Annotated in this window: 19 protein-coding genes and 1 tRNA gene; 4 read left to right on the top strand and 16 right to left on the bottom strand. The window is 55.7% G+C overall.

Annotated features, from left to right (window positions below; translation table 11 throughout):
- Positions 1-132: 132 nt before the first annotated feature.
- From BBCT_RS03960 to BBCT_RS03950, 3 genes are read right to left on the bottom strand one after another with little or no spacing between them, the layout of a single operon-like run.
- Positions 133-1,578, bottom strand: coding sequence for an NAD(P)(+) transhydrogenase (Re/Si-specific) subunit beta (locus tag BBCT_RS03960; RefSeq protein ID WP_003835074.1), 1,446 nt, complete (start codon positions 1,576-1,578; stop codon positions 133-135).
- On the bottom strand, positions 1,579-1,884 hold the full coding sequence (locus BBCT_RS03955) for an NAD(P) transhydrogenase subunit alpha (RefSeq protein ID WP_003809446.1): 306 nt from the start codon (positions 1,882-1,884) through the stop codon (positions 1,579-1,581). It lies immediately after the preceding gene.
- Between the two features lie 3 nt (positions 1,885-1,887).
- Positions 1,888-3,033, bottom strand: coding sequence for an NAD(P) transhydrogenase subunit alpha (locus tag BBCT_RS03950; protein WP_003835077.1), 1,146 nt, complete (start codon positions 3,031-3,033; stop codon positions 1,888-1,890).
- A 238-nt stretch (positions 3,034-3,271) separates the two neighbouring features.
- Here BBCT_RS03950 and BBCT_RS03945 point away from each other — a divergent pair, with 238 nt between their 5' ends.
- Positions 3,272-5,305, top strand: a complete 2,034-nt coding sequence (locus BBCT_RS03945; RefSeq protein WP_003835079.1) for an AMP-dependent synthetase/ligase — start codon at positions 3,272-3,274, stop codon at positions 5,303-5,305.
- A gap of 136 nt (positions 5,306-5,441) precedes the next feature.
- On the opposite strand, the gene era is transcribed toward BBCT_RS03945, so the two are convergent.
- The 6 genes from era to BBCT_RS03915 form a co-directional block, all read right to left on the bottom strand.
- Positions 5,442-6,440: a GTPase Era gene (era, locus tag BBCT_RS03940; RefSeq protein ID WP_003835081.1), complete on the bottom strand. Its 999-nt coding sequence runs from the start codon at positions 6,438-6,440 to the stop codon at positions 5,442-5,444.
- Complete coding sequence (locus BBCT_RS03935) at positions 6,433-7,857, bottom strand: hemolysin family protein (protein WP_003835083.1); 1,425 nt, start codon at positions 7,855-7,857, stop codon at positions 6,433-6,435. The genes era and BBCT_RS03935 overlap by 8 nt, the downstream gene beginning before the upstream one ends.
- Positions 7,858-7,905: 48 nt before the next feature.
- On the bottom strand, positions 7,906-8,451 hold the full coding sequence (gene ybeY / locus BBCT_RS03930; protein WP_003835085.1) for an rRNA maturation RNase YbeY: 546 nt from the start codon (positions 8,449-8,451) through the stop codon (positions 7,906-7,908).
- Entirely contained in the window at positions 8,448-9,587 is a 1,140-nt protein-coding gene (locus BBCT_RS03925; protein WP_003835087.1) for a PhoH family protein, read from the bottom strand. The genes ybeY and BBCT_RS03925 overlap by 4 nt, the downstream gene beginning before the upstream one ends.
- Positions 9,588-9,625: 38 nt before the next feature.
- Positions 9,626-9,961, bottom strand: a complete 336-nt coding sequence (locus tag BBCT_RS03920; RefSeq protein ID WP_003835089.1) for a histidine triad nucleotide-binding protein — start codon at positions 9,959-9,961, stop codon at positions 9,626-9,628.
- A gap of 83 nt (positions 9,962-10,044) precedes the next feature.
- Positions 10,045-10,842 carry a 16S rRNA (uracil(1498)-N(3))-methyltransferase gene (locus BBCT_RS03915; protein WP_003835091.1) on the bottom strand — a complete coding sequence of 266 codons (798 nt, stop codon included), beginning with the start codon at positions 10,840-10,842 and terminating at the stop codon, positions 10,045-10,047.
- Between the two features lie 120 nt (positions 10,843-10,962).
- Between BBCT_RS03915 and BBCT_RS03910 the strand changes: the two genes are divergently transcribed.
- The 3 genes from BBCT_RS03910 to glgC all read left to right on the top strand — a co-directional run bounded on the left by BBCT_RS03910 (position 10,963) and on the right by glgC (position 13,377).
- A tRNA-Leu gene (locus BBCT_RS03910) sits at positions 10,963-11,053 on the top strand.
- Between the two features lie 66 nt (positions 11,054-11,119).
- Positions 11,120-11,986, top strand: coding sequence for a TrmH family RNA methyltransferase (locus tag BBCT_RS03905; RefSeq protein ID WP_003835093.1), 867 nt, complete (start codon positions 11,120-11,122; stop codon positions 11,984-11,986).
- Between the two features lie 146 nt (positions 11,987-12,132).
- Positions 12,133-13,377 (top strand): glucose-1-phosphate adenylyltransferase, encoded by a 1,245-nt coding sequence (gene glgC, locus BBCT_RS03900; protein WP_003835094.1) that lies wholly within the window; start codon positions 12,133-12,135, stop codon positions 13,375-13,377.
- 81 nt (positions 13,378-13,458) lie between these two features.
- Here glgC and BBCT_RS03895 read toward each other — a convergent pair whose 3' ends face one another.
- The 7 genes from BBCT_RS03895 to BBCT_RS03865 all read right to left on the bottom strand — a co-directional run bounded on the left by BBCT_RS03895 (position 13,459) and on the right by BBCT_RS03865 (position 21,391).
- Complete coding sequence (locus BBCT_RS03895) at positions 13,459-14,046, bottom strand: metal-sulfur cluster assembly factor (protein ID WP_003835096.1); 588 nt, start codon at positions 14,044-14,046, stop codon at positions 13,459-13,461.
- Positions 14,047-14,176: 130 nt separating this feature from the next.
- Positions 14,177-14,728, bottom strand: coding sequence for a Fe-S cluster assembly sulfur transfer protein SufU (sufU, locus tag BBCT_RS03890; RefSeq protein ID WP_003835098.1), 552 nt, complete (start codon positions 14,726-14,728; stop codon positions 14,177-14,179).
- A gap of 5 nt (positions 14,729-14,733) precedes the next feature.
- Positions 14,734-16,008: a SufS family cysteine desulfurase gene (locus tag BBCT_RS03885; RefSeq protein WP_003835100.1), complete on the bottom strand. Its 1,275-nt coding sequence runs from the start codon at positions 16,006-16,008 to the stop codon at positions 14,734-14,736.
- Complete coding sequence (sufC, locus tag BBCT_RS03880) at positions 16,005-16,784, bottom strand: Fe-S cluster assembly ATPase SufC (RefSeq protein ID WP_003835102.1); 780 nt, start codon at positions 16,782-16,784, stop codon at positions 16,005-16,007. The genes BBCT_RS03885 and sufC overlap by 4 nt, the downstream gene beginning before the upstream one ends.
- An 18-nt stretch (positions 16,785-16,802) precedes the next feature.
- Positions 16,803-18,026 carry a Fe-S cluster assembly protein SufD gene (gene sufD / locus BBCT_RS03875; protein WP_003835104.1) on the bottom strand — a complete coding sequence of 408 codons (1,224 nt, stop codon included), beginning with the start codon at positions 18,024-18,026 and terminating at the stop codon, positions 16,803-16,805.
- A gap of 5 nt (positions 18,027-18,031) precedes the next feature.
- Entirely contained in the window at positions 18,032-19,486 is a 1,455-nt protein-coding gene (gene sufB, locus BBCT_RS03870) for a Fe-S cluster assembly protein SufB (RefSeq protein ID WP_095279446.1), read from the bottom strand.
- A gap of 222 nt (positions 19,487-19,708) precedes the next feature.
- Positions 19,709-21,391 (bottom strand): L,D-transpeptidase family protein, encoded by a 1,683-nt coding sequence (locus tag BBCT_RS03865; protein WP_003835108.1) that lies wholly within the window; start codon positions 21,389-21,391, stop codon positions 19,709-19,711.
- Positions 21,392-21,526: the final 135 nt, after the last annotated feature.

Here is a 21,526-nt window from a genome sequence, read left to right as displayed (position 1 = left end):
GAATAACAACTGTGGATAACTCACAATTCGCATGCAACAGACCTGATCTTACGAAAACCACCATATGCAAAAAGGTCCCTTCCATCACTGGAAGAGACCTTTCAGGAAAGCATCAATGCAACGTTTCAGCTGTTAGTTGATGAGCTCCTTGACTGCCGCGATAACGGCCTGCAGGCTGGACTTGGCGTCGCCGAAGAGCATCTGCGTGTTGTCTTCGAAGTACAGTTCGTTCTGGATACCAGCGTAACCGGTACCGCGACCACGCTTCATGACCACCACGTTCTGGGACTTGTCGACGTCGAGGATCGGCATGCCGGAGACTGGAGTTCCTGGCTTGCGTGCAGCCGGATTGGTCACGTCGTTGGCGCCAACCACAAGAGCCACATTGGCCTGCGGGAACTGCGGGTTGATGTCGTCCAAGTCGACGAGTTCCTCATACGGCACGTTGGCTTCGGCGAGCAGCACGTTCATGTGGCCAGGCATACGGCCCGCCACCGGGTGGATGGCGTAGGAGACTTCGACGCCATGGTCCTTCAGGAGCACACCAAGATCGGCGAGCTCGCGCTGAGCCTGGGCCTGAGCCAAGCCGAAGCCCGGCACGAAAATGACCTTTTCGGCGTACACAAGCTGCACGGCCAGATCATCGGCGGAAGTTTCTTTCATGGTGCCTTCCGGACCTTCGCCAGCGCCAGCGGCGGCATTGGCACCGCCGAAACCGCCTGCGAGCACGGACAGCAGCGGACGGTTCATAGCCTTGGACATGGCGATGGACAGGGTCACGCCAGCGGCGCCAACCAGTGCGCCGGCCACGATCAGAGCGATGTTGTTGATGGCCAAGCCAGACATGGCCACTGCAGTACCAGTGCAGGCGTTGAGCACGGAAATGACCACAGGCATATCGGCGCCGCCGATCGGGATGACGAACACGAGGCCGTAGCACAGGGCGAATACGGTGGTGAGCACGGACCACAGCAGACGCTGGCCCGGCTGCACGCACAGCATGATAAAGGACGCAACGGTCAGCACGGCGAACAGAATGTTCCAGAAGCCCTTGCCCGGCAGGCTCAGCTTCTTGACCCACTTGATGCCCTGCAGTTTGCCAGCTGCGATCAGAGAGCCGGAAAACGTGACGGAACCGATCATGATACCTAAACCGGCGGTGATCAGCACCACGACGGACGGCGTGCCTTCGGAAGTCAGAATGTCGTTCAAAGCCACAAGCGCGGCCGCGCCACCACCCACGGTGTTGAACACGGACACCAGCTGCGGCATGTCGGTCATCTTGACCTTCTTGGCGGAAACCACGCCGGCGACGGCACCGATGATGATGCCGGCGATCAGCAGCACAACAGCCACGCCATGCTGGAAACCATTGGAGATCTCACCGGCGAACAGCACGATGAACGCCATGACCACGGCGAGGATCATGCCGATGGCGGAAACCATATTACCCTTGCGGGCGGTTTTCGGAGAGTTCATCAGGTGCAGGCCGATAACGAACATCACGGCGGCCAGCAGATAGACAAACCATTCGACGACACCGAGCGGAGTGCTCAGCATTTCAGCTATGGTACCCATTTACTTGGCCTCCTCTTCCTTCTTCTTGCCCTTGTCGGACTTGAACATTTCCAGCATGCGATCGGTGACGACGTAACCGCCGACCACGTTCATCGTGCCCAGCACTGCAGCCAGGAAGATAAACACCCAAGCGAGCGGGCTGGTGGCATGCGCGGCGACGATGACGACGCCTGCGATGACGATGCCATGAATCGAGTTCGCGCCCGACATCAACGGAGTGTGCAAGGTGGCCGGCACCTTGCCGATAACCTCAACACCGATGAGCAGCGCAAGGACGAACAGAGTGATCGCAACAACGATATCCATTGCTTACTCCCCTTCCTTCTTGGTTTCCTCGCCGCGGCCAGCCACGACCATGGCGCTGTCAAGCTCTTCGTTCAAATCGATGGCCAGCTTGCCGTCACGTACGAAATGCGCAAGCACGTCGGCCACGTTGCGGCTCAGCAGGTTGGATGCGGTGGTGGAAACGCCGCTTGCCAAGTACGGAGCGCCAATGATGGTCACACCGTTCTCGGTAACCTGAGTACCGACAGTGGAACCTTCGACGTTACCGCCGAGGTCGCTTGCCGCGCAGTCGACGATCACGGCACCGCGGTGCAGACCTGCCACGCCGGCCTTGGTCAGCAGAACCGGCGGTTTGCGACCAGGAACCTTGGCGGTGGTGATAACGATGTCGAAACCGGCGGCCTTCTGGTCGACGGCAGCCTGCTGCTGGGTCTGCTCTTCGGCGCTCAGCGCACGAGCATAGCCACCCTCACCCTGACCCTTGGAGAAATCAAGACCCAGATCCAGGAACTTGGCACCCAAGGATTCGACTTCACCCTTGGAGGCCGGGCGCACGTCGTATGCGGTGACGACCGCACCAAGACGCTTGGCGGTGCCGATGGCCTGCAGGCCGGCGATACCGGCGCCAAGAATGAGCACCTTGGCCGGGCGGATCGTGCCGGCGGCAGTGGTCATCATCGGCAGGAACGAATCGTAAGCGTTGGCTGCCACAATAGCGGCCTTATAACCCATCACGGAGTTCTGGGAGGTCATCTCATCCATGGACTGAGCGGAGCTCAACTGACGCGGCAGCTTCTCCATGGCAACACCGACCAAGCCGGCCTTCTCAATCGCAGCGATATAACCGGCATCGGTGAACGAGCCAAGCATACCGATAATCCAAGTACCCTGCTTGACGCGAGCGAGCAACGCACCGCTCGGACGATCGACAAAACCAAGCGCGTCAGCACGCGCAATCACTTCATCAGCGGAGACGACCTGCGCTCCGGCCTTAATATAATCCTCATCAACATAATGCGATGCGATTCCCGCACCGGTTTCAATCAGGCAGTTAACACCCGATTTGCGCAACCTCGCTACGATATCCGGTGTCAGAGCAACGCGAGACTCGTGCTCGGAAGTCTCATTAAGAACTCCGAAGACCACGGTGGCTTCAGCTTTTTCAGCCATAGGTGCCCTTTCTTCCTCGTTAAAGAAATCAAAATGAACAGATACAGCGCACCAGTGTAACGTAGGTCGCACCTTTGCATGAAGAAAAGTTCACCTATTGAATGGCATTCCATGACGATTTCTTCATGCAGCGCTTTATTAGCGCATACGCTTTTCCTACGCTACCGTAAGGTGACGTGTCGCGTTCAAGGGTCTATCATTCCTACAGATATTGGATTTAGATGTGTAGGAGAGTCACGTGTCCGTCATCACCTCTTTGAACAAGCGAGCTGCAAATCTTGCGCAGAAGGCACTGCGTCTGGGCGGTGACTTCGTTCACCCCGTCAGCGACGATTCCGGTAACACTCCGGACTACAACAATCCGAGCAACATCATCTCCCCCGACGGTCATATCGATCTTCCACACACCGTCGAGTGGGGCGAAGGATTCCCATCCACCACGTTCCTTGACCCGGAAACCGGTTTGCTGACCACCAAAACCGAGGGCCAGCCGCCGCTGGACGAGGGCACCACCATTTACGACATCTACGCCAATCGTGCAGAACGTATGGGTGACGAACCGCTCTACACCTATAAATCAGATAGCGAATGGGTAACCAAAACCGGCAATGAGGTGCTTGCCGACATTCGCCAGATCGCCAAGGGCCTGATGCATTACGGTCTGAAGAAGGGCGATGGCGTGGCGTTCATGTGCCGCACCTCTTACGAGTGGGATGTGTTCGACGCTGCCGTTATGGCGTGCGGCGGCGTGCTCGCCACGATCTATGACACAGATTCCGCGGAGCAGATTCGCAACATCGTCAATAATTCCGATTCACGTCTGCTGGTGGTCGAAACCACCGATATGCGTACCAAAGCCGACGGCGCCGAAAAGGAATGCCCAACGCTGGAACATATCATCTGCTTCGAAAACGGCGGTCTTGACGAGATTATGGCCTATGGTTCCGGCGTAAGCGACGAGGAACTCGATGCGCGCATTGATTCCATCAAGAAAACCGACCTATGCTCCATCGTATACACTTCCGGTTCCACCGCCGCACCGAAGGGCGTGGAAATGACTCATGAGCATTACTGCACCACCGCGTTGAATCTTCCGGTATACATGCCGCAGCTGCTGCACGAGAAGAAGAACGTGCTGTTGTTCCTTCCTCAGGCACACTCCTTCGCACGCGCCATCAACTACATCTGCGTGGCCAGCGAGCTGCATATTTACATCGCGCAGGGTATCAAGACGCTGATCGCCGATCTGCAGGTCGCCAAACCGTCCGTTATGATCGTTGTTCCGCGTGTACTCGAGAAGGTATACAACGCGGCTTCGCAAAAGGCCGGACATGGTGCCAAGGGAGTGGCTTTCGCTGCGGCGGTTGTGGCAGCTCAGAATTACATGAAGGAAGTCAGTGCGAAGGGCAAGGCCAGCGCTCTGACCAAGGCTCGCCGTATGGCGTTTGATCCGATGGTCTATGCTTCGCTGCGTGAGGTACTCGGAGGACGTGCCCAGTGGATTGTGGCGGGCGGCGCTCCTCTTGATCCGGAACTGATGGCGTTCTTCCGTGGCGCCGGTGTACCCGTATATGAAGGTTATGGTTTGACCGAAACCACCGCTCCGTGCGCGTTCAACCCGCTTGGTGTGCCATATCATCAGGGTTCCGTTGGTGTCGCCTTCCCTGGTTTCGAGCTTCGTATTGCCGAGGATGAGGAGATTCAGGTCAAGGGTACGGCAGTGTTCCCGAAGTACCACAAGAACGAAGAGGCTTCTGAGGATTCGTTCACCGAGGATGGTTGGTATCGTACCGGCGATTTGGGACGTATCGATGATGATGGATTCCTGTACATTATCGGGCGTAAGAAGGATCTCATCATCACTGCGGGCGGCAAGAACGTTTCCCCTGGTCCGATTGAAGAAGCCATCAAGCGTTGCGAGTTCATTTCCCAAGCGCTGGTTCTCGGCGACAAGCGTCCGTTCATTTCCGCTTTGGTCACACTCGACGAGGAATCCCTGCGTCCATGGCTGGAAAGCAAGGGTCTGGACCGTAACATGTCGATGGAAGACGCCGCCAATAACGCGGCCGTCCGCGCCGAAGTGCAGAAGTGGGTCGATCAGGCCAACGAAGGTGTTTCCCGTGCGGAATCCGTACGCAAGTTCATTATTCTGCCGGAGGAATTCACTCAGGAGAACGGTTTGATGACCGCTTCCATGAAGGTGATTCGTCCGAAGGTCATCCAGCGTTACGCCACTTTGCTGAACACGCAGATGTATACTAAGAGGAAGTGATTCTTCGAAAATAGAATGAGGTCCGGTTCCTGCGGGAACCGGACCTCATTCTATTCAACCCGTTGCGAAACGGATCCTAAACAAATCAAGAACCTAGCTTTTCAAGCTGCTTGACTGCGAACGAACCTTAAACTGCTTAGAAGCCTAGCTTTTCAAGCTGTTTCGGATCCGACTGCCATCCTTTGGCGACCTTGACATGCAAGTCGAGTTTTGCTTTCTGACCGACGATGCGGTTGACCGGCGTGCGCAGCTTCTTTTTGACGCGCACGAGATGTTCCGCTCCCCTGCCGATGATAATCGGTTTCTGGGAATCACGCTCCACATAAATCGACACAATGACGTGGGCTTTGCCATCGTAAGCCGCTCCGCTATCGTTGTCTTCCGGATATTCAATGGAGTCCACGACCACGGCCAACGAGTGCGGCAGCTCGTCATCCAATTCTTCCAAGAATGCGCCACGAACCAGTTCCGCTATGGTCTCTTCCGGACGTTCTTCGGTGATCTGTTCAGCCGGATACATTTGCGGACCTTCCGGCATGTTTTCGATAAGCACGTTCTTGACTTCGGCAAGATTGTCATGCTTGAGTGCGCTGACCGGCACGATATCGGTGAAATCGGCGAACTCGTTGATTTCGATAAGCTTGTTGATCAGTCCTTCACGGCTTAATTCGTCGATTTTGGTGACGATGGCAATCAGCGGCACTTTCCATTTGAACGTGCCATCATCGCGCTTCACTGCGAAATCAGAGCGCAGACGACTCAAAATGCGCCTGTCGCCGGGACCGATCTCCTGGTCACCAGGCAGCAGGAAGGCGATGGCGTCCACGTCGGCAAGAGACTCGTCCACAACATCATTCAGGCGCTGCCCCAGCAATGTGCGCGGACGATGGATACCAGGCGTATCAACCAAAACGATCTGCGCATTATCTGTGGTAAGAATGCCGCGAATGGCCTTACGTGTGGTTTCCGGGCGAGATGATGCGATGGCGATCTGCGTGCCGATCAACGCGTTGATCAACGTCGACTTGCCTACGTTCGGACGTCCTACCACGGCAACGAAACCGGAACGATATGGAACGGGCGTAGTGGAATCGGAATGGTCGGAAGTCGTCTCAGTCGTTGCTGCGTCAGTCATGCTTGTCTTTGGAATCCTTATCGTTGTCGGATGCCTCTTCGGCATCATCCGCATGTTCTTCGTTACGTGTTTCAGTTTCGTCCACGCCCTCGACGTGGGCCGGTTCCACCACAATGGTCGACACCTTCTTGCGTCGTCCCGCGGAATCGACTGCGGTCATACGCAATCCTCGGGTGACCGCGGAAGAGCCGACGATCGGCACGCGTCCCAATAATTTGGTCAACAATCCGTAAACTGTGTCGACGTCATCCTCGTCAATGTCGATTTCGAAAATCTCTTCCAGATCGGCAATCGGCGTGCGGGCTGGCATGCTCCATTTTTTGTCACCGATCTGTTCCGGATCAGCATGTTGCGTACGATCATGTTCGTCTTCCAGCTCGCCCACGATTTGTTCTATGGCGTCTTCAATGGTTACCATACCTGCGATACCGCCGTATTCGTCCACGACGATGGCGACATGCTGGCGTGTGCGTTGCATTTGATGGAACAGGTCGTCAACTGGTTTGGATTCGGGAACCAGCATCGGATCACGGACTACCGATTCGACTTCTCGCGTCATCGCCGCATGGTTAAAAGCCGTCGCTCGTACGGCGTCCTTCAGATAGGCCACGCCGACCAGATCGTCCACATCGTCGCCAATGACCGGCACACGCGAGAACCCGGAACGGGAGCAAAGCTTCAACATGTTTTCCAATGTCTCGCCTCGCTCGATACAGATCATGTCGGTGCGCGGCACCATGACCTCACGGGTCAGTGTTTCGGAAAGCGTGAGCACGTTGCGCAGCATTTCGGAAACTTCAGGGTCGAAATCGTTGGCTTCGACCAGACGGTCGATGGTCGCGCGCCCCTGCTCGATCTGGATTTTTTCGAGTTCCTCGTCGTCGGAAAGATCGTTGCCACGGCGCTTCGCGCCCTTTTGCCCGCCGATTTTTGCGAATGGGGTCAACAGCACCGCAACGGAGACGGTATCCGCATGCTGCAGCATGATGTCGACGGGCTTGGATGCTCCAGCACTACGCGGACGCACCAGCAGCGAAATCACCGCAACGACGATGGCAAAAACAAATCCGGCAAGTAATTCGGCCCAGAGTGGGGCGTCCAGCATGCCTGCGATCACAGTTACAAGCACACCGTCAAGCACATTGCAGCAAATACGGAAGAACGCACACGATCCTGCAGTGGCATACCGGTCGGTCACCAACCGCTGGACCTTATGGATGCGCTTGATCTTCTTGTCGCGAATGAACTGCGAAAGTTCCGCATCCGTCTGAATCTCAAGAATCAGGTTGTTCAGGCTCGCCCGGGTCACACGTCCCACAGCGCCTTCGGTGGCAGCCATCGAAAGAGACAGCCAGACCAGCAGCAACGCTACCACGGCAAGTACCGCGATCACCGCAATCATTGTCTCCTGCATCATAATTCAGCCCCCATCATGCCGGACGATATGCTACCGGCAACGTCATCACTATTTGGCGATCTGCCGCCCGGTACCATGCTCCCGATCCCATTCGGCAAGCGCATCCGGCGCTCCTGACGGAAGAATCGCCTGCGCTCCCGATCCTTGGCGGAGAGCAAAGAAGGTTAGCAGCAGTTGACGCTGCAGGCCGAACATCTGGCGCTCCTGTTCCGGTGTCGCGTGATCGTATCCAAGCAGGTGGAGAATGCCGTGGATCGTCAGAAGCATCATTTCCTCCATGGTGCTGTGTCCGGCTGCAAGCGCCTGCTGGGCGGCCACCCATGGGCAGATCACGATATCCCCAAGCACGCCTTCCATCACGGTTCTGCCGTCTCCTGGGCGCAGTTCGTCCATGGGGAAGCTCATTACGTCAGTCGGTCCTTCAAGGTTCATCCAGCGCATGTGCAATTGGGCGATCGGATCGGGGTCGACAAACATGATGGTCAGGTCGGATTGCGTGCTGACGCGCATCTGGTCCATCACCCATATGCCGAGATCGGAGAACACCTTGCCGTCGATCTGCCAGACGGTTTCGTTGGTTACTTCGACGCTCATTCAGCGTTCCTTTCGATTTGCTCGTCCGTTTGCTTGGATGTGGTTTTGCTTGCGATGTGCCGGCTATGGTCGCCGGCGATGGCCGCGTGTCGATCATAGGCTGCGACGATTTTGCCGACCAGCGCGTGTCGTACCACGTCTTCCGGCTTGAGATGGGCGAACGCTATATCGTCGATGCCTTCAAGTATGCGTTCGATGGTGGCAAGGCCGGATTTCGGTACTGTCAGATCAACCTGCGTCACGTCACCCGTGATGATCATTTTCGTGTTGAAACCCAGTCGTGTCAAGAACATCTTCATCTGCTGTTCGGTGGTATTCTGCGCTTCGTCGAGGATCACGAACGCATCGTTGAGCGTGCGTCCACGCATGTACGCAAGCGGCGCGACTTCAATGGTACCGTCATCCATGTAGCGTTTGAGCTGGTCCGCTCCAAGCATGTCGGAAAGCGCGTCGTACAACGGACGAAGATACGGATCGACTTTTTCGTTCAGTGTGCCCGGCAGGAAACCGAGGTTCTCTCCGGCTTCCACCGCAGGTCTGGTCAGGATGATGCGCCGCACCTGCCGATCCTGAAAGGCGCGAACCGCCTTGGCCACTGCAAGATACGTCTTACCTGTACCGGCAGGACCGATGGCGAACGTGATGGTGTGCGACTCAATGGCATTGATATAGGCGACCTGACCAGCGGTTTTCGCGCGAACCGGCTTACCAAGCGCAAAGGTGATCACTCCTGGCACGTGCGGCTTGCGGCGGTCTGCGGCATGCTCACGTTGTGAGGCACGCCCCTGCTGCCTATCAGCCAAACGTAGTTCTTCCACTACACGCCCATGCCCCGGGCGCGTGGCGCGAACAGAGGTTTTCAACACATTTTGGTCGAGCATGCGCCGCACCGTGTCGGCGTCCATCGGAGCCGTATATGCGGCTTGAATGATGTTTTCAATCACATGTTCGGCCTGCGCAGCTTGGGATTCAGATTTGTTGGAACGTGACATGATCGCGATACGGTCGCCTCTGACGATGATGGTCAGGTCGGGGAACGCTCGTTCCACTTCCCGGAGAACCTCGTCGACCGGTCCAAGCACGGTTACCGGATCAAGCTGTTGGGGAATCGCGATGGTACGTGTAGTGGTGGCCACAAAACCTCTTCTAACGTTGATATATGGGGAAAAGAAAGCTACTCGTCGAGCTTTTCACCGGTCAGCACGTGGGCATGCACATGGAATACGGTCTGCCCTGCATCAAGCCCGGTGTTGAAGATCAGCCGGAAGGCGCCATGGAATTCCTTATCTGCGATGTTCTGCGCAACTTGAGCCATGTGGGCAAGCTGCTGCGGATCGGCCGCCGCGAGCTCGGCCACGTTCGCATAATGCTCACGAGGCACCACAAGCACATGGACTTTGGCTTTCGGATTGATGTCCTTGAACGCGTAGGTAGTATCGTCCTCATACACCTTTTCGCTTGGAATCTCTCCTGCGATGATCTTGCAGAACAGACAATCCTTGTCGCTCATAATGCTCCTTAATGCTGGGAAACCGTCATGACCATGCTATTGCGCAACCGGGATAATCCACGGCAAATCGCCAGCATGGGGCATCAAACGAAACGTCCCAGCGCCCGTGCGAGCAACGATAATGCGACCGGACCGGCCGTGGACGCCCGCAGAATGTTACTTCCGAGCACGCATACTTCGGCTCCGGCGTCGGTAAAAGACTCGATTTCCGCGTCGCCGATACCACCTTCCGGCCCGACCACCACGTACACGGTACGCTGGCGACCATCCTGCAGGCACTTGTCGGAAAGCGCCGCGATCGATTCCTCCAACTGGTTCCAGGTTTTGGTGGCATCCTGATGCAGCACGATTACCATATCGCCGCGCACGCAGGCACGTTTGCATATGGCGACCAACTGCTTGCTGGCCACGCACTCCCCCAATTCAGGCGTCCAGGAACGTCGCGATTGTTCGGTGGCCGACTCAAGCACTTGCCTCCACTTCTTGTCGGTACGCCCCACCTTCCATTTGGCGATGGAACGATCGGCCTGCCATGGAATTACCTCGTCCACACCGATCTGCGTTGCCGTGTCGATGGCCTGTTCATCATGCCCTGTTTTGGCCAGCGCCTGAACCAAAGCGAGCTTGGTGACGGGTTGCTGCTCCTTGCTGAAACTCGACACTTGCGCGATTCCCTGCTGCGCGTCGCACAGCACCGCATGGATGCGCAATCCCCTACCATCGGAAAGCTGCAACTCATCACCGTCTTTCAGACGCATGGCCTGAATGGCGTGACGACGTACCGATTGAGGCAACGTCAATTTCCATCCGGCGTTCAGCTCATCGCTGTTCACAGGCACATCATCATGTTCCGTATCAAGCAGAAAAAGGGCATCAGTCATAGCTCCAGAGACTACCAGCACCTCGGATACTAATGGTGAAATTCCACGCGACACGCCGAGACTTGCATCACGCCGAGCATCTGCTATAGTTTTTATTCGTTGCCGGTGAGCAACGCACCTGTCCGGGTGGCGGAATGGTAGACGCGCTAGCTTGAGGTGCTAGTGCCTATTTTATACAGGCGTGCGGGTTCAAGTCCCGCTCCGGACACCAGCAAAACCCCTTGGAAACAAGGGGTTTTCTTGTATCTGAAAGGCTATTCGGCGAAAGATCGGTCACATGCAGTTCATCCATCTTGTTTCCATTGACGACGAGCGCGTGGCGGCATACACAAATCTTACGGAAATCCAGCTTCGCAACAAGCTTGAACCCAGCAAAGGCCTGTTCATCGCGGAATCGCCAAAAGTCATTGACAGGGCGCTTGCCGCCAACCGAGAGCCGATATCGCTGCTGGTCGAAGAACCGTGGATTGAAGGCATGGCTGAAACCTTCACGCTCATCGACAACCGATGGGGCACCGACATTCCCGTGTACGTGGCCTCCCCCGAACAGCTCAAGCAGCTGACCGGCTATCGGCTGCACCGAGGCGCATTGGCTGCGATGAAGCGTTGGCCTTTGCCCAGCGTCGAGGAAGTCTGCCGAGGGGCACGCCGCATCGCGGTCATGGAAAATATCGTCGACCACACCAATGTCGGCGCGCTTATGCGCTCCGCGGCTGCATTGGATGTCGATGCCGTGCTGGTGACGCCTTCTTGCGGCGATCCGCTGTATCGGCGCGCCGCCCGCGTGTCGATGGGCACGGTGTTTCAGATTCCGTGGACGCGCATCGGCGGAGATGATAGGCATTACTGGCCGTTCACCGGCATGCAGGAATTGCACGATCTTGGATTCACAACCGTTGCGATGGCTCTTGAAGACGACTCCATTTCGTTGGAAGAGCTCGTTCGCCGCTTGAACAATGCCGACGACGAAAAGGACCATATTGACAAGTTGGCGCTGATTTTCGGCACTGAGGGCGACGGCCTGTCGCATCACACCATTTCCCGTGCCGATCTGACGGTGAAGATTCCCATGAGCCACGGAGTGGACAGTCTTAACGTCGCCGCTTCGAGCGCCGTAGCCTTCTATTCAACAGCTGTTCACTGAAACAATCAGCAAATTTTCAAGACTCGCGGTGCAAACTCCTTGCATGTTGCAAAAAATATGCAATTATTGAGTGCGTAAGCGGTTTGCGATGCTGCAGACCGACCAATGTGTGCGGTGTCGTAACGACGCTCTAGAGAGGAGTTCTCATGGCGAAGAATCCGAAAATTCTTTCCATCGTTCTTGCAGGTGGTGAAGGCACTCGTCTGATGCCTTTGACCAGGGACCGAGCAAAACCGGCCGTTCCATTCGGCGGCGTGTTCCGACTGATTGACTTCCCGTTGAGCAATTTGGTCAATTCTGGCTACATGCAGACCGTGGTGCTCACCCAGTACAAATCCCATTCGCTCGATCGCCACATTTCCACAGTGTGGCGTTTCTCGCCGTTGCTCGGCAACTATGTCTCCCCTGTTCCTGCCCAGCAGCGTCTCGGCAAGCACTGGTATCTCGGCTCGGCCGACGCCGTCTATCAGACCATCAACATCATCGAAGACGTGCAGCCGGATATTGTGGTGATCGTCGGTGCCGACCACGTCTACCGTATGGACTTCCAGCAGATGGTGCAGCAGCACATCGAATCCGGTGCGGAGTTCACGGTGGCGGGTATTCGCCAGCCGATTAGCCAGTCCAACCAGTTTGGCGTGATCGAGGTTGATCCGGAACACCCAGGCATGATCAAAAGCTTCCAGGAAAAGCCGCAGACCACGACTGGCCTGCCAGATGATCCGAACTCCATCCTCGCTTCCATGGGTAATTACGTTGCCAACACGGACGCCCTGTTCGAGGCTTTGGCGCTCGACGAAAAGGCCGAAGACACCAAGCATGATATGGGTGGCGATATCGCCCCGTACTTCGCGGCTCGCAATGAGGCCGGCGTCTACGACTTCAATTCCAACGAGATTCCGGGAGCGACGCCGACCGATCATGCCTACTGGCGCGATGTGGGTACTCTGAAGCAGTTCTACGATGCACATATGGATCTGATTTCCTATGTGCCGGAGTTCAATCTGTACAACACCGAATGGCCGATTTACACGTTGTCCGGCAACCTGCCGCCTGCAAAGTTCGTGCATGCCGGTCGTGACCGTCTTGGGCACGCCACCGATTCGATCGTCTCCCCCGGCGTCATCGTGTCGGGCGGCGAAGTGCACCATTCCGTACTTTCACCGAACGTGCGTATCCACTCGTGGTCGCAGGTCGTCGATTCGATTTTGTTTGACGGCGTGACCATCAATCGTCGAGCACGCGTCTACAAGGCGATTCTCGACAAAAATGTTGTGCTTACCGAGAATTCGACCGTCGGTATCGATACTGAACATGATCTGGCTCGTGGCTTCACCGTCACGCCGGAAGGCATCACTGTGGTGCCGAAGGGTACCGTGGTCGACGACTGACGTTCTGCCGCACACAGAACAAAAGCGTGCTTCCCAGCGTCGGGAGCACGCTTTTTTATATTGTTTTATGTCGCTATATTGTCAGTATTTCGGAAGGTTATCGAAGTTGAAGCCAAGCGCAGCCAACTGTTCGCGTCCTTCCGGAGTGATCTTTTCCATGCTCCAACGCGGCTGCCATGTCCAATCGATACGGAATTCCTCAACGAGACCTGCAAGGGTGCTTGCGCACTCGTCTTCAATCAAATCGGTCAGCGGGCACGCCGGAGTGGTCAGCGTCATCGTGATGATGGCACGGCCAAGCTCATCGATCTCAATGCCATATACCAAGCCCAAATCAATCACGTCAATGCCAAGTTCCGGATCAATGACCTGATGCAGCGCTTCCTTCACATCGGCGGCGGTCGCACGTCCGATATCATCGACAGCCTTCAATGCGATGCCGTCATCCTGCTCCTCGGAACAGCCGCATACTCCAGCCTGATTGCCGCAGCCACAAGCATCTTGCTTGATGTTCTCGTGTTCGATTTCCACTGGTTTGCCGTCCTTGAATCCTTTGGCGAGATTAGGGTTAAGCATGACGCGACGCGCAGCGGCCTCGTCATTGCCCAATGCCTTGGCAACGGAATCGAAAATCGAGGCTTGCGGTTCTGGTACCAAGGTATCGCTCATTGTTGCTCCATATTTGATTCGAGTATATTTCGCTGAGTAGCCTATCGTGTTGGCTGGAGTTTGTCGCCGGTGTTTCGTTCACTGTAGGCATAACGCACACAACACCGGCCCACTTGCGGAAAGATGCTTGTCACGCTTTCGCAGACAACGCCTTAGCTACGGAATCCTTCATTCCTTCCCAACCAAGCAATGCGCATTTGATGCGCATCGGATACTTGGACACTCCTTGAAAAACGATGCCATCCTCAAGGGATTCTTCCGCGGATTCATCATCCAGTCCCTTGCCACGTGATTCCATGAGCTTATGGAAGGTATTAGCCAAGTTCATGGCCTCATCCACGGTTTTGCCTTCCACAAGGTCGACCATCACCGAAAGGCTGGCCTGTGAAATGGAACAACCATGACCGTCCCACACCAGTCGTTCGATAACATGCGGCTCCTGGTCGGAAACCTCCACGTGCACGGTGGCCTCGTCTCCACAGGTCGGATTGAACTGATGGGACTCGCCAGGAGTGCAATACTCGTGAACCGCCTGAACCGTGGCATTTCCCGTTTGGAAGGCATTTTCAGAAGCCAGATCTGGAGCGAAACGCTCCTTGCCATGCGGATTCTTTGAGGCTTCGAGAATGACCTCTTGGTACATCTGCTCGAGATCGTCGCCAGACATTGCAAAATCACTCATATGTGTTACTTAACTCCAAAGAACGGACGGACCTTCTTCAACGCCTCAACCAACGCCTGTGCGTCTTCGACGCAGTTGTAGATGCCACTGGATGCACGGTTGGATGCATATACACCGAAATGGCGGTGCACCGGCTGCGCGCAATGATGACCGACACGGATGGCGATGCCTTGCGCATCGATGAACTGGCCGACGTCATGCGGGTGAACGCCTTCGATTTCGAAAGCAACCGTGCCGATACGTCGCTCATTAGCATGCGGTCCAAGAATGCGTACACCCTCGATCTGTCCCATCTTGAGCAGTTCGCCTGCGATAACGCGTTCGTGGGCTTCAAGATTTTCCATGCCAATGTTCATTAGCCACTCGGCTGCAACACCTGCTGCCACGACTTGGGCAACCGGCTGCGTACCCGCCTCGAAACGTGCCGGAGGTGCCATATATTGCGCTTCCTGATCCATCCAGGCAAGTTCTACCATGGATCCGCCGAAATTCGCCGGAGGCAACGCTTCGAGCATCTCACGCTTACCATATAGGAAGCCGACGCCCGTTGGACCGTACATCTTATGCGCACTCCATGCAGCGAAATCCACGTCCAATGCGTGTAAATCGATCTTCAGGTGCGGCACGGACTGACACGCGTCAAGCACAACCACTGCGCCCACCTCGTGCGCACGCTTCACAATCGGCGCAATATCGGTGATGGCACCAGTGGTATTGCCCACATGGGTGACGGCCACGATCTTCGTGCGCTCAGTGATCACCTCATCTGCGGTGTTGGCAAGGATTCGTCCTTCATCGTCCAGATCAAACCATTTCAGTGTCGCTCCAGTACGTGCGGCAAGCTCCTGGAATGGCAGCAACACAGAATGATGCTCAGCCTTGGATACGACGATCTCGTCTCCCGACTTCACAGCGAAACGTCGTGCCGCTTCTCCCCCACGCCCTTGGGATGCGTTGCCGAAGGCGGTCGCCAACAGATTCAATCCTGCCGTGGCACCGGAAGTGACGACGATTTCTTCCTCGCCTTCAACCGTACTGGCTCCGACAAGACGCGCCACCTTGGCACGCGCCTCCTCGAACGCCATGGTGCTGCGTGCGGCAAGTTCATGCGCTCCACGATGCACACCGGCGTTGATGGTGCGATAGAAATCGCTTTCGGCGTCAATCACGCATTGCGGCTTCTGAGAAGTCGCCGCGGAATCCAAATAAACAAGCTGATGGCCGTGAATCTTCTGATTGAGAATCGGGAATTCCTTACGGATCGCTGCGAAATCGGTCATGCCAGCGCGCTTTCGGAGTCGGCACCTTCCGGCAGGTATGCGTCATATCCAAATTCCTCAAGCTCGTCGGCCAGTTCAGGGCCACCAGTCTTGACGAAGTGGCCGGCCGCAAACACATGCACAATATCCGGCTTGATGTACTTGAGGATTCGCGTGTAATGCGTGACCATGAGGATGCCGAACTGGTTGGCTTCCTTGGCGCGGTTCACGCCCTCGGAGACGATACGCAACGCGTCGACATCCAAACCGGAGTCGGTTTCGTCAAGGATGGCGAACTTCGGCTTGAGAAGCTCGAGCTGCAGCACTTCGGCACGCTTCTTCTCACCGCCGGAGAAACCCTCGTTCACGGAACGGGTGGCGAACTTCGGATCCATCTTCAGGCGCTTCATCGCTTCAGACAGTTCCTTGGTCCAGGTACGGATGGCTGGAGCCTTGCCGTCGACTTCGGTTTTTGCGGTGCGCAGGAAATTGGTCATCGACACACCCGGCACTTCGACCGGATACTGCATGGCCAAAAAAACACCTGCTTTGGCTCGCTCGTCCGGAGTCATCTTGAGGATGTCTTCGCCGTCTAGCAGCACCTGTCCGGAATCGACCACGTACTTGGGGTGGCCCGCCAGCGTGTATGCCAGCGTGGATTTGCCAGATCCGTTCGGTCCCATGATGGCATGGGTTTCACCGGAGTTGACAGTCAGGTTCACGCCTTTGAGAATCGGCTTGATGCCGTCCTTGGTTTCGACGTGCGCGTACAGATCTTTGATTTCAAGAGTTGACATGGTTTTCGCTCCTACGTTCTACTTCTCTTCCAACACCTGGGCGATTGCGTCGCTCTCACCGCGTGCCAGGCGCCTGTCGATAACGTTCATGAGATGTTCGCTGATTGCGGGAATGCCGATTTCCTCGACGAGTTCGCCGAAGAAGCCTCGCACCACAAGTTTGCGGGCTTCGGTTTCCGGAATGCCACGGGACTGCAGATAGAACAGCTCTTCATCGTCGAAGCGCCCGACGGAAGAGGCATGTCCGGCCCCGATGATGTTGCCGTTTTCGATTTCCAGATTCGGTTCGGAATCAGCGATCGCGCCCGGAGTAAGTACCAGATTGCGGTTGAGCTCATACGAGTCGGTACCCGGCGCAGTCGGAGCGATCAGCGCGTTGCCGACCCATGTGGAGTGTGCGCCCTTGCCGTCAAGAGCGCCTTTATATACCACACGACTCTTGCACTCGGGATGGTTGTGCACAATCATGGTGCGATGTTCGATATGCTCGCCCGGATCCACAAAGTAGATGCCAAGCATATTGAGATCGCCTTGATCGCCGCCAAAATCCTGATCCATACGGATTCGAACAACATCGCCGCCAAGCGTGACCACGGAATGGCGCAGGGACGCGCCCTCCCCCAAGTGGATACGCTGGTTGCCCACATGCTTGGAACCTTTGTTCCACTCCTGGATGAATGTGGTGGACACATGGGAGTCCTTACCTGTGAGGATCTCCACACCTTCGGCGATACGTGCATCGCCGTCATGCTCCACAACAACATCAGCGTGGGCGCGGTCAGCTGCGATGATCACCAGATGGAAAGCATCCAAGTCGGTTCCGGCACCGTGCACCTTGACAAGCACTGGTTGCTCGATTTCACCCTCAATATGCAGAATTCCAGCGCGGGATGTGGAATTCCATTGCACCGCGGATACGCGATCGCAAGGCTTGGAAACAACCCCTGTATCGGCGTCTCCCGGCTTGCCCTCGCTATAGGTCACGCCCTCAGTGAGAGCTGTGCCGTCGATCATAGTGACGGCAATCTGGGTTTCGTTCGACGGCGTAAACGGTTCAAAGAATTCTTCGACACGTTCCACAGGGGTATAACGCCAATCATCCTGCTTGCGGTCGGGCACTTCGAATGCGTCCACATCAAATGAACGCGGCGAGCGATCCGCCGAAGAGGGCATGGCTGCCGGATTCGCATACGGATCGTTCGGATCCGCAACGGGAATGTTGATTTCCTGAGTTTGTGCCATGGTGATCAGCCCACCGATCCTTCCATCTGCAGTTCAACCAGTCGGTTCAGTTCAAGCGCGTATTCCATCGGCAGCTCACGGCTGATAGGCTCCACGAAGCCTCGCACGATCATGCCCATAGCCTCGTCTTCGGAAAGACCGCGGCTCATCAGGTAGAACAGCTGGTCTTCAGAAACCTTGGAAACCGTAGCCTCATGTGCCATGGAAACGTCGTCTTCTCGCACATCCACATGTGGGTAGGTGTCGGAGCGGCTGAACTCATCGACAAGCAGTGCATCGCATACCGTCGAGTTGGACGATCCTTCGGCACCCTTGACGATTTTGACGAGACCACGGTATGCGGAACGTCCACCGCCGCGGGAAATCGACTTCGCCACGATGGTGGAACTGGTGTGCGGTGCAAGATGAATCATCTTTGCGCCGGTATCCTGATACTGGCCCTTGCCTGCGAAACCAAGCGACATGGTGCTGGCCTTCGCATACGGCTCGGCGAGAATGCAGGCCGGATACTTCATGGTTGCCTTGGACCCAATGTTGCCATCGACCCATTCCATGGTGCCGCCTTCACGCACGTAGGCACGCTGCGTCACCAGATTGTAAACGTTGTTCGACCAGTTCTGCACGGTGGTGTAACGCACGCGGGCATGCGGCTCGACGAAAATCTCCACCACACCGGAATGCAGCGAATCGGTCGAGTAGATCGGTGCGGTGCAGCCTTCCACATAGTGCACGTACGATCCCTCATCGGCAATAATCAACGTGCGCTCGAACTGGCCCATATTCGGCGTATTGATACGGAAGTATGCCTGCAACGGAATATCGACATGCACACCCTTCGGTACGTAGACGAACGATCCGCCCGACCATGCGGCGGTGTTCAATGCCGAGAATTTGTTGTCGTTGCTCGGAATGCACTTGCCGAAATACTTCTTGACGATTTCCGGATACTTCTGCACCGCAGTGTCGGTGTCGACGAAAATCACGCCTTGGTCTTCAAGATCCTTCTGGATTGAGTTATAGATGACCTCGGATTCGTACTGTGCCGCGATGCCGGAGACAAGACGGCTTTTTTCCGCTTCGGGAATACCGAGCTTGTCATACGTCGCACGGATCTCGTCAGGCAATTCCTCCCAAGTCGTGGCCTGCTTGTCGATCGGCTTGACGTAATATTTGAAATCGTCTGCGTCGAAATCCTTCAAATCGACGCCCCATTGAGGCATCGGACGGTTGATGAAATCGCGATAGCCTTCCAATCGCTTTTCCAGCATCCATTCCGGCTCATTCTTATCTGCGGAAATGGCACGCACAACATTCTCGTCAATGCCTTTTTTTGCCGCTTCTCCGGCGAAATCCGTGTCATGCCATCCATACGTATAGTCGCCGAACTGCTGGATGATCTCGTCATCCTGCTTGATTTTGTCTTCGTTCACTCGCGTGCGATCAGCCACATACTGGCTCATCTCCACGTCAGCCGCGGCGTTGGGCGCTTGGTTTTCTGCCACCGTACGCTGCCTCCAATCACTCGTTTGTACCTATGACAACCTAACAGAACGTTGGGCGAAATACTAGCGCCCCTTTCGCTATTCGGCAATGATTTGTCGTGATTTATCTTACATAGCGCAAAGGCGGAAGCCGAACATTCAGCCTTCCGCCTTCTCGTCTTTCTGTCGATAGCCCGCATATCAGGCCTGAACGTGAACCGTCGTTCCCATCAGGCACCAATTGTAGAACCATTCAGCCTGATCCCAGCCGACGCCGACGCAACCATGGGACGTGTTCTTCCCCATAGCCTGAATACTGCTGTCGTTAAACGCGCTTTGAGTGGCGATGCGGTGAATCGCGCAACCCGTTTTCGAGAAATAGTTGACGAATCCAACATCCTTGACATCCCACTTCTCGGTGTTTCCGTCCGACAGGGTAAGCGTGCCGCTCATATCTTGGGACTGGTACTTGAGCCACACTTTGAAGTCACCGTCAGGCGTGCAGTTGTCATAGGAGTTCGGATCGCAGTAGGTTGGCGTGCACAAGTCGCCGCTCGGCTGGCACTGGCCCGTCTGGTAATCATTGCCCTGACCAGCAGACATATGCATGACACGGACGGTCTGCCCATTTTCAATGGCTGTAACGGTATGTGAAGACAAGCTGACCACCACGGTACGCGTAGTTTTTTTCTCGTTTTGCGCGTCACAAGTGCCTTGAATACTTACTGAATCAGAGCCTTTGGCAAACGCCTCAGCGGCATCACGGCCAACATTGGTGTCGCCACCATCAGAAACGGTTATACCATCATGCCCGTCTACATTGGTTTGCAGCACATCACCGACACTATTAACGATGACATCACCATCAACTCGATCCGCATGGAAGTTCGATTTGATGGAATCATTATAGTATTGCTGCAATTTGTCACCGTCGATGATCAAAGAGCCATTTCGGATTTGATTATCGCCGAGCTTCTCACTATCCGGTCCAAGCGTGATGGCTGATGCTATGGCTTGCGCACCGAATTCCGCCACTTTATGGTCGCCGATTTTGATAGACACCGGCTTCGCTATCCACGCGTCAGCAGAGGCCTTGGCCTCGTTGGCTTGATCATCCGTAATGACGGGATCAGTAACCGTATTTTCAAGAGTCACCGTTTGAGCAGTCTGCTTGCCAAAGGACTCAAGCACGTTCTTGGCTTCCTTGACAATCTCCGTCACATCGATACCAGTCCCCTGCTGACCTGGCGTCACATCAAAGGCGGTACCATCCGCGTTGAGCTGTAGCGACGGGTTGGTGGCGGACGCAGACTGCACTCCCAGCATGCCACCTACCGTCTGGGCACTGGCTTGGGAATCGTCGAAAGGCTCGACGTCGACATCCTCACGAGCCCAGAATGCATACTTCTGAAAGAAGGAATCGTCACGTTTCGCGTTCATCACATTTTCGGCGATGGATTCCGCGTCAATGGCAACGCCGAGATCCTTCAACGTAACTTTCTTGCTCGTTCCCTCATAGGAAACGGGAACCGTCAATGACTCCGCCGTATCGGAAATCTCTTGGACGATATGATCTCGGGATTGCCCTGTCATGGACCTGCCCCAGAGTGTAACGCCTGGCAACGCATGAGACTGGAAGAACCAGTATCCGCCACCGGCCACGGCACCGAAAAGAAGCATCACCGCAAGAACGATCCACAGCCACAACAGATGGCGCTTCTTGCTGACATTCACAGACAACGCTGCACCATCATCAATGGAATCGGCCGTTTCGGCAAATGAATCCAAGCTCACCTGCGAAATGACTTTTGGGTCATCGCCCATGTTTGGGAAGGCGAACTTACGGTTGTCGCTTTCCGGAGAATCCATATCGTTCAAACTCATGTCCCCTCGTAAAGGTTGTTCATTACGAATACGTCTTGTTGGCAATTCGAGGCCAAGTCCCCATTATGCAACATGGCCATGAACTCCTTTGGATCCATGGCCATGTTGCGTATCGGGTTATCCGACGTTAATCAC

Origin of the sequence: Bifidobacterium catenulatum DSM 16992 = JCM 1194 = LMG 11043, from assembly GCF_001025195.1 — a bacterium.
Lineage (GTDB): Bacteria > Actinomycetota > Actinomycetes > Actinomycetales > Bifidobacteriaceae > Bifidobacterium > Bifidobacterium catenulatum.
The sequence above is the reverse complement of the archived record's forward strand: the minus strand, read 5'-3'. Positions and strand labels throughout refer to the sequence as shown.